The organism is Hymenobacter sp. R533113, from assembly GCF_056835965.1.
Genome location: NZ_JAKWBD010000014.1, coordinates 468,243 through 484,789, shown reverse-complemented (window position 1 = coordinate 484,789; position 16,547 = coordinate 468,243). Strand labels below are relative to the sequence as shown.

The 16,547-nt window shown below is 55.0% G+C and carries 17 protein-coding genes and 1 pseudogene; 4 read left to right on the top strand and 14 right to left on the bottom strand.

The annotated features are described in order from the left end of the window. The first annotated feature begins 8 nt into the window (after positions 1–8). Positions 9–389, top strand: coding sequence for a hypothetical protein (locus tag MKZ35_RS21140; RefSeq protein ID WP_482515203.1), 381 nt, complete (start codon positions 9–11; stop codon positions 387–389). A 467-nt stretch (positions 390–856) separates the two neighbouring features. Further along, positions 857–1,105, top strand: coding sequence for a hypothetical protein (locus tag MKZ35_RS21135; protein ID WP_482515202.1), 249 nt, complete (start codon positions 857–859; stop codon positions 1,103–1,105). Positions 1,106–1,220: 115 nt separating this feature from the next. On the opposite strand, the gene MKZ35_RS21130 is transcribed toward MKZ35_RS21135, so the two are convergent. The 6 genes from MKZ35_RS21130 to MKZ35_RS21105 all read right to left on the bottom strand — a co-directional run bounded on the left by MKZ35_RS21130 (position 1,221) and on the right by MKZ35_RS21105 (position 6,780). Continuing rightward, entirely contained in the window at positions 1,221–1,412 is a 192-nt protein-coding gene (locus MKZ35_RS21130) for a hypothetical protein (protein WP_482515201.1), read from the bottom strand. Between the two features lie 281 nt (positions 1,413–1,693). After that, on the bottom strand, positions 1,694–2,848 hold the full coding sequence (locus tag MKZ35_RS21125; RefSeq protein WP_482515200.1) for an esterase-like activity of phytase family protein: 1,155 nt from the start codon (positions 2,846–2,848) through the stop codon (positions 1,694–1,696). 235 nt (positions 2,849–3,083) lie between these two features. Beyond that, positions 3,084–4,331, bottom strand: a complete 1,248-nt coding sequence (locus MKZ35_RS21120) for a radical SAM protein (protein WP_482515199.1) — start codon at positions 4,329–4,331, stop codon at positions 3,084–3,086. Between the two features lie 28 nt (positions 4,332–4,359). Next, entirely contained in the window at positions 4,360–5,277 is a 918-nt protein-coding gene (locus tag MKZ35_RS21115; protein ID WP_482515198.1) for a hypothetical protein, read from the bottom strand. A gap of 32 nt (positions 5,278–5,309) precedes the next feature. After that, on the bottom strand, positions 5,310–6,014 hold the full coding sequence (locus tag MKZ35_RS21110) for a hypothetical protein (protein WP_482515197.1): 705 nt from the start codon (positions 6,012–6,014) through the stop codon (positions 5,310–5,312). 307 nt (positions 6,015–6,321) lie between these two features. Then, complete coding sequence (locus MKZ35_RS21105) at positions 6,322–6,780, bottom strand: peptidylprolyl isomerase (protein ID WP_482515196.1); 459 nt, start codon at positions 6,778–6,780, stop codon at positions 6,322–6,324. 196 nt (positions 6,781–6,976) lie between these two features. On the opposite strand from MKZ35_RS21105, the gene MKZ35_RS21100 reads away from it, so the two are divergent. Beyond that, entirely contained in the window at positions 6,977–7,585 is a 609-nt protein-coding gene (locus tag MKZ35_RS21100) for a fasciclin domain-containing protein (RefSeq protein ID WP_482515195.1), read from the top strand. Positions 7,586–7,778: 193 nt separating this feature from the next. Here the strand turns inward: MKZ35_RS21100 and MKZ35_RS21095 are convergent, their stop codons facing one another. From MKZ35_RS21095 to MKZ35_RS21065, 7 genes are all read right to left on the bottom strand, one after another. After that, positions 7,779–8,480 (bottom strand): SDR family oxidoreductase, encoded by a 702-nt coding sequence (locus MKZ35_RS21095; RefSeq protein ID WP_482515194.1) that lies wholly within the window; start codon positions 8,478–8,480, stop codon positions 7,779–7,781. Between the two features lie 81 nt (positions 8,481–8,561). Then, on the bottom strand, positions 8,562–9,488 hold the full coding sequence (gene rsgA, locus MKZ35_RS21090) for a ribosome small subunit-dependent GTPase A (protein WP_482515193.1): 927 nt from the start codon (positions 9,486–9,488) through the stop codon (positions 8,562–8,564). A 21-nt stretch (positions 9,489–9,509) separates the two neighbouring features. Beyond that, positions 9,510–10,772 (bottom strand): 3-deoxy-D-manno-octulosonic acid transferase, encoded by a 1,263-nt coding sequence (locus MKZ35_RS21085; protein WP_482515192.1) that lies wholly within the window; start codon positions 10,770–10,772, stop codon positions 9,510–9,512. A 240-nt stretch (positions 10,773–11,012) separates the two neighbouring features. Then, on the bottom strand, positions 11,013–11,654 hold the full coding sequence (locus tag MKZ35_RS21080) for a peroxiredoxin (protein WP_482515191.1): 642 nt from the start codon (positions 11,652–11,654) through the stop codon (positions 11,013–11,015). Between the two features lie 129 nt (positions 11,655–11,783). Next, the gene (locus MKZ35_RS21075; protein ID WP_482515190.1) at positions 11,784–12,263 is read right to left on the bottom strand and encodes a Fur family transcriptional regulator; all 480 of its coding nucleotides are present in this window, start codon (positions 12,261–12,263) and stop codon (positions 11,784–11,786) included. Positions 12,264–12,415: 152 nt separating this feature from the next. Next, positions 12,416–13,189, bottom strand: coding sequence for an enoyl-CoA hydratase-related protein (locus MKZ35_RS21070; protein ID WP_482515189.1), 774 nt, complete (start codon positions 13,187–13,189; stop codon positions 12,416–12,418). 156 nt (positions 13,190–13,345) lie between these two features. Then, on the bottom strand, positions 13,346–14,656 hold the full coding sequence (locus tag MKZ35_RS21065) for an aspartate kinase (protein ID WP_482515188.1): 1,311 nt from the start codon (positions 14,654–14,656) through the stop codon (positions 13,346–13,348). Between the two features lie 135 nt (positions 14,657–14,791). Between MKZ35_RS21065 and fbp the strand changes: the two are divergent. Further along, a pseudogene (fbp, locus tag MKZ35_RS21060) lies at positions 14,792–15,816 on the top strand (class 1 fructose-bisphosphatase). 92 nt (positions 15,817–15,908) lie between these two features. On the opposite strand, the gene MKZ35_RS21055 reads toward fbp, so the two are convergent. Next, positions 15,909–16,538 carry a DUF5606 family protein gene (locus tag MKZ35_RS21055; RefSeq protein ID WP_482515187.1) on the bottom strand — a complete coding sequence of 210 codons (630 nt, stop codon included), beginning with the start codon at positions 16,536–16,538 and terminating at the stop codon, positions 15,909–15,911. Positions 16,539–16,547: the final 9 nt, after the last annotated feature.

Sequence of the window (16,547 nt, the reverse complement as noted above, 5' to 3'; positions counted from 1 at the left end):
TTGCTGCTATGACTACTGTCGCCCTTCTCGATATTCCCGCCTTACAGCAAGAGTTAGCCGTCGCGCCAGTTGAGGCACATGCCCCGCAAGTAGCGGGTCTGCTCTTCGATGCCGGCCTGACGCACGCCAAAGGGCCGCTGCTAGAGTCCTATATTCAACTGTTGAACGGCTTTTTGCGCACGAGTGAGGCAGCTTCCCGCACTGATCGGCTGCACGTTATCAACCTGCTTTACGTGTTGAAAATGCGGCAGGAAGCCGAAGAGCTGGCCGCCGACCCGGAGGCTCGTCAGCATCTTACTATCGCGGCTACCCGTTTCGTTCGCAAGGCCCAATCGGGCTTTTCCAGCGCCCCGCTCCCGGAACTCGCTCGCAAGGTCAAACCTGCTTAAGAGCTATTAAAAAACCCCGGCTGCGTGAACAGCCGGGGTTTGTCTTTTTCCTCGGCATCGCACACGCCATCAGTAAAAATGCGCTCCACGCGCTTCAGCACTTCAGTGAAGGGCCAGATAGGTTCGGCGGGCGTGTGCGTACGCAGCCACTCAGCAAAGAAGATTGCTTCATTTTCGTTGACCTCGCCATCGGCTAGAATGCCGGTGCAAATGCCAATAAGCTGATCTACGGCCTTGGCACCGTTGTTTTTGCGCTGAAAAAGACGTAGCGTCTAGCCGTGAGCATCAAATAGGGTAGAAGAAGGTACCATGTAGTAAAGAGTGAAAGAGAGAAGAAGATAGACCAGTGAATGTAAGATATCGTAAAGAAATACTAGCCGGAACCGGCCGGGGCAGTGCGTCGTTCTTACCGGGTACCGCTCTAACAAGCAACAGTAGTTAGCCTACGCTGCCGCGCAGCCCCGCCCATGAAAAAGCCTTCTCTTCCGTCGTCAGTGCCTAGCGTGCCCCAGCCAGCGGCTTTCGTACCGGCCGATTCGGTGGCCGGGCAGCCGCAGCCAACCCGCTTAACTCACCACGCTAATCCGCCTGTAGCCGCTTACGTGGACCCGTACTTGTTTGAAACCGGATATTACGCTAATCGAGCCGAGTACGAAGAACTCACCCGTACCGCACCCATCCGCTCACGAGCGGAAGCGGAGGCCGCCCCGATCTAGCGCAAGCTCCGCACTCGGAAATACAAATAGATTGGTTTTACATAGTAAAACAAAAAAGCCCCCCAGACCATGTCTGGGGGGCTTTTTTGGGTGGATAAACACAAGGAAAAACGGATTATATATTCCGGGATTTAGCGTCGTTTTTAGCTGCCTTCAGGCGCAGCTCCCGAGCCTTAAGCTCTTGGTTTTCACTTTTGGCGCGTAGCTCAATCTCATCCACAATACGCTTTTGCTCCTCTACGCGGCGCTCCATTTCCTGCACCTGCGGATCGGAGGAGGTGCCGCCGCCGACGAGGGCGCAGCTCATGGCTAGCGGTAGGGAAAGAAGTAGAATAACCCGCTGTATGTTGGTTCGTAATATCATGATATAGGTATTTTGTGTGTTGTTTTTCTTACGGAATTATCATACAAATTGTTCATAATATGCTTGTTGCATCAGGCAGCGAATTGTCTGGTCATCTAGCTTAGGTGGCGCAAATGCCTCTACCGTAGTAGCCGCAATACTAAAGAGGCAACCTATGTAGAACATACGTTGCCTCTTCGGATACAGCTTTACGGCGACTTCCTAGACGGCGTATCTGTTAGCCCTTAGGGAATAACCTCGAAAGCCAGAAACTGCGAAATCTGCCCGCTGCTGAAATTGTCATCTGCTACTAAGATCAACGAACGGTTGCCATTCGGCAATTTCGGGCCGAAGGTCATGCCCTCCAGGTTATCTACCCGGCGGATGCCCGTAGAAGCCAGGTCGAGGATGAGGCGCTTTTGGACGGGTTTGTAGATGGCAGCTTGGAGGGAATTCAGGCCGGAGATATCGGTGGCACTGGCCAGGTTAACTTCGTAGATCTTTACGGAGTAATCGGGGGTGGCGCCCACGGCAAAGGAGCGCTCCATCACCAGCAGCTTCTTATCCGACAGAGCCAGCACCTCTACAATGCCGTTGAGGCGAAACTGATTGGCGGGGTTGGGTGCCTGATGCACGGCGTCGAGCAGGTAGGCATACTGCGCAATGGGCTGGCGCGTGGCGCGGTTGTACTGCACAATGCGGGCGGGTGAGTTGGCTACGCCCACATCGGCGCGGGGGCCATCTTCGTACAGCGGCTCTTCCTGGGAAGCAAACAAGTAGCGGCTATCGGGCGTGAGCGATAAACCCTCGAAAGAGCCGTTGGAGCGGGTACCATTTTCGGTTGCTTGAATGCGGAACAGCTGGGGCAAGCCGAAATCGGCAACGTACGTACCATCCGTATTGGCCTCGCGCAGGAAAGGCTGATTGAGCACGGGGGGCGTAACGGCCACGTTGCGAATGCCTTCGCTCGACCAGATAATGCGGTTGGTGCTCGGGTCGTAGCGAATGCCTTCGGGGTCGATGGCGTTGTTACGGTCGGTGGCGAAGCTGGGGAAGTTGCTGCCATCGGGGCGCTTCAGCGTAGTAACGCTCGTAAAGTTGACACCCGTAAAGCGATTTTGGTCGAAGCTGAGAGTAGCGGTGTAATAGCGCACCGGCTGCAGCGCCGAGGCATCGTCGCACATGATGTAGTACGAGTTGTTATCAGCGCGATAATCAATGCTCGAAAAGCCCCCCAGCGTAGTGCCAGTATAGGTTTGGCCAAAAGGAACAATCTGTTCGCCAATAAACCGCAGCGCCGACACTTGCGGGGCTTTGATAATGAATGGGTTATGATCGTCGTTGCAGGCTCCCAGGAGGGCAACGGAGCAGCAGGCTGCTATGCGGAGAAAGTGTTTCATAGGGAGAGGCGTTTGGTTTAGTGGATGAGAAGTAAAGAACGGCATTACTCGGCTTAGGTCGGTTATGGAAACTTTACATTTTTTCTTGGTTTGCTTCAGTTGCTTAAATCGGCGGATTTAGCAATTTTATTGGGACACTTACCGCATTGGTAACTTCAATGAGCCTTATCCTATGGAAATAGAAAAAGCGGGCCTGTAACAAAACAGGCCCGCTTCCGCACAAAAAGACTGCAGCTCACATCGTAGATGCTGGAAACTGATGACATCCGCTTTTTCTGACTCCCTGCAGCGCGTCACCAAAAGCGGTAGAAAGCGCGCTGCCCGACTTCTTCTGGCAAAAAGGGCAAGCGTGCATGTCGCCGTCGGTGTCTACGTAGAGGAAACGGTCGGCGCCGCCGCTACAGCCCATGCGCCGCTGATGGTAGCCGTAGTAGTGCACAATGGGCCAGTCGTGGTAGTCGCCGCTGTAGTTGAGCTTCAGGTAGAATTCATCCAACAGCGCTGTTTGGGTCGGGCCTAAGTCAACTTCCTGCTGGGCATAATGACCCACGGCCCGCGGCTCCAGCACATGAATAAACGTGACCCCCAGCTGCTTGGCCATCGCTGCGTACGCCATCAGGTTGGCGGCAGTAGTAAACGACTGCGTGGCGCACAGCGTCAGGGCAACTACCAATCCGGCTTCCTTGGCATTAACTACGGCCTGAATAGCTAGCTGGTACGCCTCCGCCGAGCCCCGGAACGCATTGTGCCGCGCGGGCTCATGATGATCGAGGCTAATGGAAACGCCCGTCAGGCCGGCCTGCTTGAGTCGCTGCGCATTGGCCGGCGTAAAGTTGAAGCCGGAGGTAAATACCCAGAAGTCGGTGCCGGAGCTGGCCGTGCGTAACACCTCCAGCATGTCGTTGATACGCACCATCGGCTCGCCGCCGCTGAAAAGAATCTGGGTGACGTCCCGATTCTGAAAGTTGGCCACCATCGTGCGCAAATCGGTCAGGGAAAGCTTCTCCCGCTGATTCAGCGCATCCCACTCGAAGCAATGCTCACAGGCCAGGGGGCATTTTTTGGTGATGGCCAGAAACACCATCTGCACGGTATTCTGCTCGGCGCGGAAAGGCACTAAGCGGTTGAGGGTAGTTGCTATGTAGCTGGTGAAGGCGACCGCTGGCCAGCCGGGCTTCTGAAATTCCTGGTAGTAGCGCCCGGCCACGCAGGCTATTTTCTGCACCCGAAGCTCACCGTAGTACGTTTCGCGCAGTAGCTGCACCTGCTCGGCCGCCCGTCGTATTCTGGCTGGCGTCCGCAGATACTGGAACACTAATTTTTTCCCCACCAGACTTATCACGCCATTCAGCAAAGCCCGCTTGAGCGGCGACGCAATCACCGTGGGGGGCAAAGTTGGTAAGGCAATGGAAACCGGCGTGACGGCGGCCGGCGCGGGGGCGGCGTCCAGGTAGTTCAGCTCAGGAATAAGGGTTGATTCCATTATCGTTAGGGGTTGACTAGGGCCAGATTCATTTCCTGCTGCGACTCTTGATACTTTTCTTTCGAGAACTCAATAAAGCGGCCCGGCCGGCGGAAAGCGTAGAGTTGGGGCAGATTGGGCATTCCCTCGTACTGCCGAATGTGCTCGTAATAGCCGCGGGTGCGTAAAAAAGCAGTGCTGCGCTGGCCGGCCGGCGGCGGCGTGGCGTGGTACGTGAGCGTAACCGCCGTGCCGGGTTGAAGCTGCTGCAAGTAGTTCTTATCCACTTTGGAAAGCGCCTGGCGCTGGTCGCGGCCGATTTCGTCGCGGGCCGTTTCTGGGGGCTTTTTTCCAGGCGCACCGCCTGATTTGGCGTGAAATCAACGGCGGCATAGTCCAGCTCCCAGAACATGAAGCCCGTTTCTACTTTCACTTGCAGCGGCTGAGAAGCCAACCCAGCGGGCAGGGTAAGGGGAATAACCAGGTCGCGGGAGGCGAGGGGGCCAACCGTGGGAATATTATCGATCAGCTGCCAGCCGCTGGCCGTTTTGAGGGAGATCTTCAATGGAATCCCTTGGTCTAACGACCACTGATTCAGCTCCTCAGCCGGAACATCCTTCTGGGTGCTGGCCCATTTGTTAAATGCACTCCCAAATTTCTTGGTGAACTCGCCGTAGAGATAATCCAGCCACAGCGAGTTCTGGGCGTGGAGTACCAGCTTGCCCGTTCTGGCTTGGGTAGGGTTATCGAAGCTGAGCACCACACTGTTTTGGGTTGCGCCCGGCGCTTTTTCATTAAAGAGAAACACCTTATGGTCGGTGGCGGCGAGCTGGGTAGCATAGTCGACGCCCCGCATGGACACGGCTTTGGTCGGCGCTTGCGGCCGGGAAATGGTGTGCACATTGCCAGTTTTGTCCAGCAGCACCTGCACATCCTCGGCGTGGTGCGCCACCCACAGTTCGGCCACATTAGTATACTGCCGTTCGCGCAGCTCATTCGTTATTTTGACTTGAAATTGCCCCCGGTGGCTTGGATGTGGGGTAGAGGCATGTAGTCGTCGCGCTCGGCTGGCGCAAAAATGGCCCCGCCGTACGCTTCGCCCACAAATTGATACTGCTCGCCATTATGCGCATACACAAACGGGCAGGAGCTTTTGGTGAGTATGGCGATAATCCCGATGAGGGTGAAAATACCCGCCCCGATACCCAGTGCACCCAGCACGTGGGAGAGAACAGTTTTACCGGTATTCGCTTCCACTACGTCCAAGCGATTCATCGCCGTTAGCGGTATGGTGACCTGCTCGCCTTCGCCCGCCTGGAAGTCGGTGATATACAAATGCACCAGGTTCAAGGCCAGCTCTTTATTCCTCGATTTATAACGCGGTGAGCCACCACCGGGCGATGGCGCAGGGTAGGAAGCCAAAGCGGGAGTTAGACCTGCTTTCTGCCCGGTAAGTACTTCGCCGTTGAGCTTCGGATTGTTGAGCTGCCAAATTGTGCTACCCTGATGAATCAGGAATATCTTGGATTCGGCCAGCCTAGTGACTGATGCCGGAGTAACTTCCTGGGGCTTTGTGCGGTAGTAATTGCACCCCGAAATCAGGATGAGATGGGCGGCCAGCGCCAGCCAGCTAAGCGTAGTGGCTACCAGCCGTTGGCGAAAAAGCCGCACAGCAGCAAACGCGGGAGTAGAAGGAAAGGCCATACAAGGAGATTATAGCGGAGAATCTGCCGGCTCGCGTGTCAATGAAATGGAAAACGCTAGTGCTCACCTTCAAGTAGGGTATAGTAATCGGCTAGGCCAAACCAATTGTGGCGCTTATTCGACTTTGTATAGTATATGCAAAATAATTTAACAAGTTATGAATCATACGGTTAAGGCGCAAAGAATCAGACTTTGTGATATTTTCCAATGCTGTTTGGTTAGTTGAGTCAATGATGACTGAATATTAAAAAAGCCCCCCAGACCGAGTCTGGGGGGCTTTTTTGGTACGTTGTAATTTGACAGTTGCCTAAGCTTCTGTTACGACAATCTTCTGAATCTCGTCGTCGGCCTTGATCTGGTCAATCACGTCCAGGCCTTCTACCACTTTGCCAAATACGGTATGTACCCGGTCGAGGTGGGCCGTATTCTGGCGAGAGTGCACGATGAAAAATTGCGAGCCACCGGTGTCTTTGCCCGCGTGGGCCATGCTCAGGATGCCCCGGTCGTGGTATTGGTTTTCACCCGACGTCTCGCACTTGATTTTGTAGCCGGGTCCGCCCGTGCCGGGCGCGCCTTTCGCGCCAGCGCGGGTATTGGGGTCGCCGCCCTGCACCACGAAATTAGGGATGACACGGTGAAATTTCAGGCCGTCGTAGAAGCCTTTCTGGGCCAGGTCGGTGAAGTTCTTGACAGTGCTTGGCGCGTCTTTCTCAAAGAACTCGACCTTCATTACACCTCTATTGGTGTGAATCTCAGCAGTTTTCATGCGGGTAGAAAATAAATTTTTAAACACAAAGTGCAAGCTGGCGCTTATTAAGCTCAACTAAGCGGCGCAAAGGTAGCCAAAACCTAGGGCGCACGTGTCCACTGTTTAGCTTACTGCGTATGCCTAGCTACTAAATCCGCTTGTCTTACCACCTTACCTTTCTTTTTTCTTCAACCAAAACCCTGATCTGCGTCTTATGAAAAAGACCCTGAGAAACACCTCGTTTACGTTGTTTACCGCCACCGCCTTTGCTTTTGGCATGACGAGCTGTGGTGACAACAAAACCGCCGAGACGACCACTACCACCGAAACCACCGACATGGCCATGACCGATACCACGGCTATGGACCCCGCGATGGCAATGAACGACTCGTCGCGCATGGATACCTCGGGTAAAAACCTGGCAGAAAACGCCATGGCTGTGTCGCAGATAAGCACGCTTACCACGGCTCTCAAAGCCGCTGGCCTGGATGACGAAGCTGCCAGCGCAGGTCCGTTCACCGTATTTGCTCCTACCAACGCTGCTTTTGAGGCGCTGCCCAAAGGTGCGCTTGATGGCCTCTTGAAGCCCGAAAGCAAAGAGAAGCTGTCAGGTGTACTAACCTACCACGTCGTAAAAGGTCGCCTAATGGCCGCTGATTTGAAGGATGGCCAGCAGCTGACCACCATTCAGGGAGAAAAGCTAACCGTTAGCACGGCTGGCGGCAAAGTAACCGTGAATGGCGCCAACGTAGTACAAGCCGACGTGCTGTCTAACAATGGGGTAGCCCACGTAATTGACAAAGTATTGATGCCCACGAAATAATTTGGGTTTCTACTAGTATTATAAAAAAGCCCTCCGGACCTAGTCTGGGGGGCTTTTTCTATGAAACGAACAACCGATAACAGAACGTCATGCTGAGGTCACGAAGCATCTCGCCCGCTTCATTGTGGTATTAAATGATTTACCATTGCACGCGAGATGCTTTGTGACCTCAACATGACGTTCTGTTACCTTATTAGAAAGGATTGGTGGCCCACACATTTAACTCCGTGATAAAGCCACGGTCATCCATTTCCAGAGCGCCTTTGATAGCGGAAGCAATTTCTTCGCCGCGCAGCTTATTGGGTTGCTCTGGCCGCTCCTGGCGCTCTTTGCTGCCGAAGGCGGTTGTTACCTCGCTGGGATTTACTAGGATGACGCGCACATTGTACTTGCGCAGCTCGCTTTGCCAGCATTGGGTCATGCCGCGCAGAGCAAACTTGGAGGCCACATAGATAGAGCCGCCTTCGTAGCCCTTGGTCGCGGCGGAGGAGCCGATGTTGATGATGTTGCCCGACTTCTGCTCCATAAACAGCTTAGCGGCTTGCTGGGCCATCAGCGCCGCCCCTACAATATTGGTGTCGTGTACGCGCTGGAAGTCTTCGGGCGTGATGTCCACTAGTTTCTTGCTGGTCCCAATGCCCGCATTGTTGATCAAACAATCCAGGTGGCCGAACTCAGCCAGAAACTCCTGGTAGGTGCGCTGCACATCGGCGGGCTTACTGACATCGGCTGTGATGCCAAGAGCGCCTAACTCGGTGGCGGCGCGCTTCACCGTGGCCGCCGTACGCCCCGTGATGGCCACCTTGGCGCCGTGCTGAATCAATAACTTGGCGGTGGCATAGCCGATACCGAGCGTACCGCCGGTAATGAGGAAAGTGGAGTTTTGGAGCTGCATGGAGTTGGTTTTCTAAACAAAACGGCCCCGCTGCTGGATTGTTCTGTGCTCCGTTGCCCGAACCCAATGAGGAAGAGTAGTCTAATGCCGGTTATCCTGCCCGGCGAGCATACTCAGGTAGCTGTCATAGCGGGGCAGAGCAATTCGGCCTTTATCAACAGATTCGCGCACGACGCAGCCGGGCTCGTGCACGTGCTGGCAGTTGTGGTAGCGGCACTGATTTAGTAAAGCCCGCATTTCGGGAAAGAAGTGCGCCAGCTGGGCTGGCGGAATATCCACTAAGCCCAGCTCTTTAATGCCCGGCGTATCAATCAGATAGGTGCCGGCGCGCACTTCCAGCATCTCGGCAAACGTAGTAGTATGCACGCCTTTATCCGAAAACTCGCTGATTTCTGCGGTTTTGAGGTCCAAATCAGGCACCAGCGCATTGATCAGCGTGCTTTTGCCCACGCCCGAATGGCCCGACAGCAGCGTCACTTTCCCATCCAGCAAGGCATCAACTGCCTCCATACCTTCGCCCGACTGAGCGGAGCAGCGCAAACTGGGGTAGCCCGTGCGCTGGTACATAGCCGAAATCTGATCCTGATAGCCCGACAGATCTTCATCGTAGAGGTCGGTTTTGTTGAAAATGAGCGTTACTGGAATGCTATAAGCCTCTGCCGTTACCAAAAACCGATCAATAAACCCGAACGAGGTAGCCGGCGACACCAGCGTAACGACCAATAGGGCTTGGTCAAGATTAGCGGCCACAATGTGGGCGTGCTCGGTTTTGTGCACCGAGCGGCGGATGATGTAGTTGCGGCGCGGCTCGATGTGATGAATCACACCGGCACCTTCGGTTTGTTCCTCTACCGTAAACTCCACTTGGTCGCCTACGGCCAAGGGGTTACTCACTTTCAGGCCTTTGTGCTTGAATTTGCCGCGCAGCCGGCACCGGTGCAACACGCCCGTGCCGTGTTCGCGCACCAGGTACCATGAGCCGGTTGATTTGATGACAATGCCAGTCATGGAGGAGTGCTAGAGTATAAGTTAATTAACGACGGGTACTACGTGCATTTTCGCCAGCGCCGCCATGATTGTGGCGGTGGCTCCGGCCTGCTGGTGCACGTATTCCAGACTCATATCCTGCACCCGCAGCCGAACTTCATTCTGGTGCCACAGCAGCCCAAAGGCCGTTTTCAACTCGGCCGCCGTGTGCACCGGAAATGCACATCCGGCCTCCACCAGATCGACCGCTTCCTGAAACTTGGTGTACGTCGGGCCAAAAAACAGCGGTAAGCCAAAGGCCGCCGCTTCCAGTGTGTTGTGCAGTCCTTTGCCAAAGGCCCCACCGATGTAGGCATAGGTGCCGAAGCGGTAGAGCTGACTCAGCAAACCTATATTGTCCATGAGCAGCACGCGCGCGTTGGCTACGGTAGCCGGAGTGGCGGTTGAGTAACGCACCACGCGGCCGGGCAAAGCTGCTTCCACCAAAGCCAGATTGGTCTCGGTGATTTCGTGGGGGGCAACTATAAAGCGCATCTCCTCCTGATACTGGCGCAGCAGGGGAGTGAGGGCCGGCAAATCTTCGGGCCAGCTGCTGCCCACAACGAACACCGGCGCGCCATCGGCTACAAAAGCTTCTACCAAAGGCAGTGGCTTAGGCGAAGCCAGGGCCGTGCGCACTACCGTATCGAAGCGCGTGTCGCCCGCCACACTGACCTGCCGAATGCCGATGGTGCGCAACAGCTCAACTGATGCCTCATTTTGGGTGAAGATGTGCGTGAAGCGGCTGATTATTTTGCGGAAAAAAGCCCCCCAGGGTTTGAAAAACACCTGCTGAGGCCGAAAAATAGCCGATACGCATACCACCGGCACGCGCCGCCGCTGAAGCTCGGTCAGAAAATGATACCAGAACTCGTATTTCACGAATACCGCCAACTGTGGGCGTACGGCATCGAGAAAGGTGCGGGCGTTGGCAGCGGTGTCGAGAGGCAAGTAAAATATGTAGTGCGCGCCGGGCCAGGCTTTGCGCACGTTGTACCCGGAAGGCGAGAAAAATGTGAGCACGAGCTTAAAGTGCGGATGCTCTTGCATAAAGGCCTCCATAAGCGGCCGGCCCTGCTCAAATTCGCCCAGCGAAGCGCAGTGAAACCACACCAGCGGCGCCGTTTCTCCCTTTAGAGTTTGCTGAATGTGAGGCAGCAATGCGCGTCGACCACTCAGCCACTGCTCCGCCTTGGGCACAAACGACGCGACCAGGCGCAGCAGCAAGGCATAGGATTGGAGAGCAAGATTATAAAGGAAAAGCAATGAATCGGTTTTCAGTGGGTAAGAAATGCGTCTGTCACGCTTAATCTGGCGTCCCGATAGGAAGTATCTCGCGTGTTTGGTGAGCTTACTAACTCATGCGCGAGCGAGGCGCTTCATGGCTTGGCATGATATGCCGACAGCTAACAGAGCACAAAATTACAGCCTTCTGGTTAGCCATTTGCAAAAAAGCTCCGACCAAGTGGCCGGAGCTTATGCTTGTGGTCGAGAATACACCAGAAGCTATTGTGTTATGCCTTGTTTGGCGAGGTGGTCGAGTACGCCGATGCGGGTGGCAAATTCGGCCTCGTTGCCTTCTACCCAGTTGGCCGGGCATTGTTCGCCCTTCACTTCATAGTACTGAAGGGCGCTTACCATGCGCAAGGCTTCATCAATATTGCGCCCCAGCGGGCCGTCGTTCACGAGTTGATGGCGCACAATTCCATCTTTATCTATCAGGAAAAGAGCCCGATAAGCGAGAGGCGAGCCTATAAAGGTCATCTCACCCGCTGCATTATAATCGTAGTGGCCGCCGAGCACGTCGTAGTTGGCAGCAATGGTTTTGGTGGTATCAGCTACCAGCGGATACGTAACGCCCTCGATTCCGCCACTCACGCGCGGTGTTTTGAGCCAGGCAAAATGCGAAAAGTGCGTATCCGTAGAACAGCCTACCACAGCTACGCCTTTGGCTTCAAAATCGGCTAACTTATCCTGAAAGGCCAGGAGCTCGGTAGGGCAAACGAAGGTGAAATCGGCGGGATAGAAGAAAAAGACGACATGCTTTTTGCCCAGATACCGATCGAGGGAAAACTCTTGCTCGAATTCGCTATCAACGACGGCCGTAGCCTTAAAAGAGGGGGCACGCTTGCCAACTAGAACTGCCATGGAAATGGTGTTAGATGTAAGAAATAAGGTGAACGTAGAAGGGTTGTACGTTGCCTAAAGTCGCATTTTATCATCACGTGCAGCTTCGGCAGCTTTGCTATACGCTAAGATGACACTGGGGGGCATTTATTAGGACTCGTTTGCCAAATCCGCTCGCTCGCCGGTGATGTGCAGAGAGAAGGAGCAGGGTCGGAAGTTGGGAAAGCCACGAGCTTCCAGGAATTCCCGAATCAGCGCATCCAGCTCAGGGTCGCAGTAGTCGATTATTTCCTGCGTGTTTGAGCAATATAAATGATGATGAGGCGAGCAATCGGCGTCGTAGCGACGGCTGTCGCCCTCAGCCGTAGAAACACGCTTGGTAAGTCCAGTGGCCACAAAGGTGTCCAGCGCCTTGTACACCGTGCCCAGCGACACCATAGCATCGTGCGCCAGCACCTGACGGTGTACTTGCTCGGCTGTTGGGTGGCCCTTTGCCACCACCAGGCTCTCCAGAATAAGCAGACGCTGGCGCGTGGCCCGCAGGCCCGCCTGGGTCAGCCGGTCGCGCAGCCATTGGCGGGTGGGAGCCGCTGGCAACGAGGCGTCAGATTGTTCAGCTGAAGTGCTCATGGAAAGAAGGGATTCTCTTTAAAGCTTGCCTTAATAAGGTATAAAAGGAAAATATTGTTCGTTGGGGGGCAAAAAACCGATACTCCCTGGAGGTTGCGTAAAAAGGCAGAAAGTGAGGTAACGCAGTAGTATACGTCCCTTCACTTTCTATACTAGCGCCCCTTAAAATCGGCCGGACGCTTTTCCACGAAAGCGGCCATTCCTTCTTTCTGGTCTTCGGAAGCGAAAGTCATATAGAAGTTTTTACGCTCAAAGTGCAGGCCTTCATCCAGATGCGTTTCAAACGCCCGATTCACCGATTCTTTGGCCAGGCGCGCCGCTACCGGCGACATCTGGGCAATACTGGCCGCTAACCGAAACGCTTCCTCCAGGTATTGCCCCACCGGCACCACCCGATTTACCAAGCCGTGGCGCTCGGCTTCCTGCGCTGAAATCGGCTGGCCGGTAAGCACCATCTCCATGGCGCGTGCCTTGCCCAAAGCGCGCGTAAGTCGCTGAGTACCACCCGCGCCCGGCATCGTACCAATGCGAATTTCGGGCTGGCCAAACTGCGCCGTCTCCGAAGCCACAATCATGTCGCAGATCATGGCCAGCTCGCAGCCGCCGCCCAGCGCAAAGCCCGAAACGGCGGCAATCAGCGGCTTATGCGTTTTCCGAATCTGGTCCCAGGTGCTGAACTGGTCAATGGTTAGCATATCGATGGCCGTACGCCCCGCCATCTGCTTAATATCGGCGCCCGCGGCGAAGGCTCGCTCACTGCCGGTGAGCACGATAACGCGCACGGTATCGTCGGCGCACAATTCTTTCAGGGCCGCGGCTACTTCCTGCATTAGCTGTAAATTCAACGCGTTCAGCTCTTTAGGCCGATTAAGCTGAATAAGCGCGACTTGGGGCCGCGCGGCGGGCGTAACGGTTATAAATTCCATGATCACAGGTGTTACAGATTAAACGCTGATTTCGCTGATGCAGACAACTTTTTGCCGTTGCGCAGAAGCAAGGTGTAGGGGTACGATAAGTACTCGAAAACGTGAAGTTGGCAGAAAAGCAGCCTTCATTAGTCAGGTGAAGTGAAGTTGGCTAAATCAGCTAATCAGCGAAGAACCAGCAGCATCTGCGATTCGCGAGACAAATTGAAAAGTAAGGCGGGTGCGCTGTTCCAGCAGCAGCTCGCGGCCCGTAGTGAGGCGCTTGATGCTGGCCGCGTCGTAATTTTTAATAGTGTACAGTTCCAGCTCTGTGTTGTAATAAATGGTGAACTGGTCACGCAGGTGCGCCAATAGCTTTTCGAGGCGGTAGGGAGAGAAGTCGGTGCAGACGGAAAAAGAAATGGCCGAGTTCTGCATCAGATTAATCTTGAGTCGTACCTGAGCTAGGGCTCCAAAAATGACTTCCAGGTTTTCCTCCGAAATAAAGGTGAGGTCTTTCGATTCAAAGGAGATCAGGCATTGATTGGTTTTGCGAATAAAGGCCGGCGCCAGGGCCGCGTGTCGGCAGTCACCAATGCGGGTTCCCTCGGCCGTGGGGTCCAGAAACGACTTCACATACAGCGGAATATGCTGCACGGCCAAGGGCTTGATGGTTTTGGGGTGAATAACGGAGGCCCCATAATACGCCATTTCAATGGTTTCCTGGTAGCTGATTTCCGGGTAGCGCACCGTATCAGCGAAGATTTTGGGGTCGGCATTGAGCAGGCCGGCCACGTCTTTCCAAATGGTAACAGACTCCGCGTGCAGGCAATACGCAAAAATGGCGGCGGTGTAGTCGGAGCCCTCGCGGCCGAGCGTGGTGGTAGCGCCGCTGGCCGTACCACCCAGAAAGCCCTGCGTCACTACTGGCCCCGTGAGCAGAAGCCGGGGCACTTCATCACGAATATTGTACTCGGTGGTGGACCAGTCGAGGCGGCCTTCGCGCCAGGTATGGTCGGTGCGAATGAGGGGCCGACAATCAAGGCAGTGCGCGCCCAGGGCTTGGGCGACGATGCTGGTCGCCAGTAATTCGCCGTAGCTCACAATCTGGTCGTACTGCCGATCGTAGTCGCCGGGCGTGAGGGCGGTGAGCTGGTCACTGAGTTGGGTCAGCAGTGTTTTCAGGTGGCTTTCGGTAGCATCATCAGAGCCAATTTGCCCCCCAGTATTCTCCATTAGCTCGGTAGCCACTTTCTGATGATAGCAACGTAATACAGATAGTGGAGCGGCATATTCTTGGCCCGAATGCGCCAGATGGAATATTTCCTCCAGCGCGTTCGTGGTCTTGCCCATCGCCGACACCACAATGAGCAAGTGGTCGTGGGAGGCATTTTTGCCCACGATACGTGCCAGATTGCGAATAGCCTCGGCATCGCGCACTGATGCGCCCCCAAACTTGTAGACCTGCAAACGATGCTTTTCCTGCATGGGCCAAAAGTACGTACTCGGCTTTAGTGTTGCGAATTGAACTGGAAAAGGTGTGGTAGCTACTGCTCAAGCTTCGTAAACAACTCAAATCCCTTAGTTTTGTACACCAGACCCACCGCTCACTATCCCACCCACATGGATCATAATAAACTCGCTCTTCCGGTCGGCGCCACCCTCGACCGTTTCATTATGCGCAAGCAGGAGGACTTTCCCTACGCTACCGGGGAGCTTTCTCAGCTGCTGCGCGACATTGCTTTAGCGGCCAAAATCGTGAACCGCGAAATCAATCGTTCGGGCCTCATCGATATTGCCGGCGCTTACGGCAACCGCAACGTGCAGGGCGAAGACCAGCAGAAGCTCGACGTGATTGCTAATATTCGCTTCATCCGGGCCCTGCGCAACGGCGGTGAGGTGTGCACCATCGTGTCGGAAGAAGACGATGAGATGATCCAAACCGGGAATACCCAGGGTAAGTACATCGTGGCCATCGACCCGCTGGATGGCTCTTCTAACATTGACGTAAACGTCTCTATTGGCACTATTTTCAGCATCTACCGGCGTATGTCGCCCACCGGCACCGATGGTACGGAGCAGGATTGCCTGCAGCCTGGCACCCACCAGGTAGCGGCCGGCTACGTTATTTATGGCTCCAGCACCATGCTGGTGTACACGACCGGCAACGGGGTAAATGGCTTCACTTACGAGCCATCACTGGGCGAGTTTTTCTCTCGCACCCAAACATTGTGTCGCCTAAAACGGGCACGGTTTACTCGATAAATGAAGGTAGCTCCGACTCCTTCTCACCGGGAGTAGCGGCCTTCGTGGCGCACTGCAAAGAGAGCAATTTCTCGGCCCGCTACATCGGCTCACTGGTGGCCGACTTTCACCGCAATCTGCTCAAGGGCGGTATTTACATTTACCCGGCCACCAAAAAAGCCCCCCAAGGCAAACTGCGCTTGTTATACGAGTGCAACACGCTGGCTTTCATTGTGGAGCAAGCCGGGGGCAAAGCCAGTAATGGCCGTCAGCGGACAATGGAGATTGAGCCCAGCAACCTGCACGAGCGTTGCCCCTTGTTTATCGGGTCCACGGAGCTGGTTGAGCAAGCCGAGGCGTTGTTGGCTAAGGAGCAGGCGCCGGCGAATGTTGCGATTAGTTAGCGTTTGCTAATCGGATACCGTTCAGCGCATAAAAAAGCCCCCCAGATGAAATCTAGGGGGCTTTTTTATGCGCCGAATCCGTCAGGTGGCGGCTAGGCTTTTTTCTTGCCTTTTTTGGCTGCCTTGCTTTCATCACCCGCTTCAGGGTTGGTGGGCTCGTCCGATTCGCCTTCAGCGGGGATAATACCCGCGGTGCTCAGCGCCTCGTCAGCTGCTGGCTCTTCCTGCTGAGTGCCTGCCCTGTCTGCCGATTTGGCCTGGGGGGCGTTTTTAGCCGCCGGCTTATCTGTTTCCTCAGTGCTAGTGGTTTCCTCCTCCGTAGCTGGAGCCTGGTAGTCAAGGCGGCTGCTTACGGCGTGATACCACGATACCAGCTTCTTAATATCAGACATGTACACGCGCTGACGGTCATAGTCTGGAATAATGGCTTCCATGAAGGCCGTCAGGTCGCGGTCATCAGCTTTGTTGTTGACAGGTAAGCTGTTGCCGTGCTGCTGATAAATCCGGTCGAATACTTCCGCCAGGGGCACTGTCTGGTCGTAATCCTGGGTATAAATGGAAATCTCCTGCAGGAGTGAAACCTTGTTGCGGGCTGAGGCTACCGAGCGGGCCGCCTTCTCGTCGAGCGACTCCACGATAACGCCGTTTCGGGTTGGACGCACCAAGCGGTAAAGACCCGGCATTCCGCTTATGGCGGCAATTTCCTTCAGGTCGTAGGGCATAAAAAAACA

Bases quoted from the DNA above. Each gene is read 5' to 3' on its own strand.
- rsgA (WP_482515193.1), bottom strand. From the start codon at position 9,488: ATGACTGGCATTGTCATCAAATCAACCGGCTCATGGTACCTGGTGCGC.
- MKZ35_RS21095 (WP_482515194.1), bottom strand. From the start codon at position 8,480: ATGCAGCTCCAAAACTCCACTTTCCTCATTACCGGCGGTACGCTCGGT.
- MKZ35_RS21110 (WP_482515197.1), bottom strand. From the start codon at position 6,014: ATGGCCTTTCCTTCTACTCCCGCGTTTGCTGCTGTGCGGCTTTTTCGC.
- MKZ35_RS21135 (WP_482515202.1), top strand. From the start codon at position 857: ATGAAAAAGCCTTCTCTTCCGTCGTCAGTGCCTAGCGTGCCCCAGCCA.
- MKZ35_RS21105 (WP_482515196.1), bottom strand. From the start codon at position 6,780: ATGAAAACTGCTGAGATTCACACCAATAGAGGTGTAATGAAGGTCGAG.
- MKZ35_RS21055 (WP_482515187.1), bottom strand. From the start codon at position 16,538: ATGCCCTACGACCTGAAGGAAATTGCCGCCATAAGCGGAATGCCGGGT.
- MKZ35_RS21070 (WP_482515189.1), bottom strand. From the start codon at position 13,189: ATGGAATTTATAACCGTTACGCCCGCCGCGCGGCCCCAAGTCGCGCTT.
- MKZ35_RS21120 (WP_482515199.1), bottom strand. From the start codon at position 4,331: ATGGAATCAACCCTTATTCCTGAGCTGAACTACCTGGACGCCGCCCCC.
- MKZ35_RS21100 (WP_482515195.1), top strand. From the start codon at position 6,977: ATGAAAAAGACCCTGAGAAACACCTCGTTTACGTTGTTTACCGCCACC.
- MKZ35_RS21130 (WP_482515201.1), bottom strand. From the start codon at position 1,412: ATGAGCTGCGCCCTCGTCGGCGGCGGCACCTCCTCCGATCCGCAGGTG.
- MKZ35_RS21075 (WP_482515190.1), bottom strand. From the start codon at position 12,263: ATGAGCACTTCAGCTGAACAATCTGACGCCTCGTTGCCAGCGGCTCCC.
- MKZ35_RS21125 (WP_482515200.1), bottom strand. From the start codon at position 2,848: ATGAAACACTTTCTCCGCATAGCAGCCTGCTGCTCCGTTGCCCTCCTG.
- MKZ35_RS21080 (WP_482515191.1), bottom strand. From the start codon at position 11,654: ATGGCAGTTCTAGTTGGCAAGCGTGCCCCCTCTTTTAAGGCTACGGCC.
- MKZ35_RS21065 (WP_482515188.1), bottom strand. From the start codon at position 14,656: ATGCAGGAAAAGCATCGTTTGCAGGTCTACAAGTTTGGGGGCGCATCA.
- MKZ35_RS21140 (WP_482515203.1), top strand. From the start codon at position 9: ATGACTACTGTCGCCCTTCTCGATATTCCCGCCTTACAGCAAGAGTTA.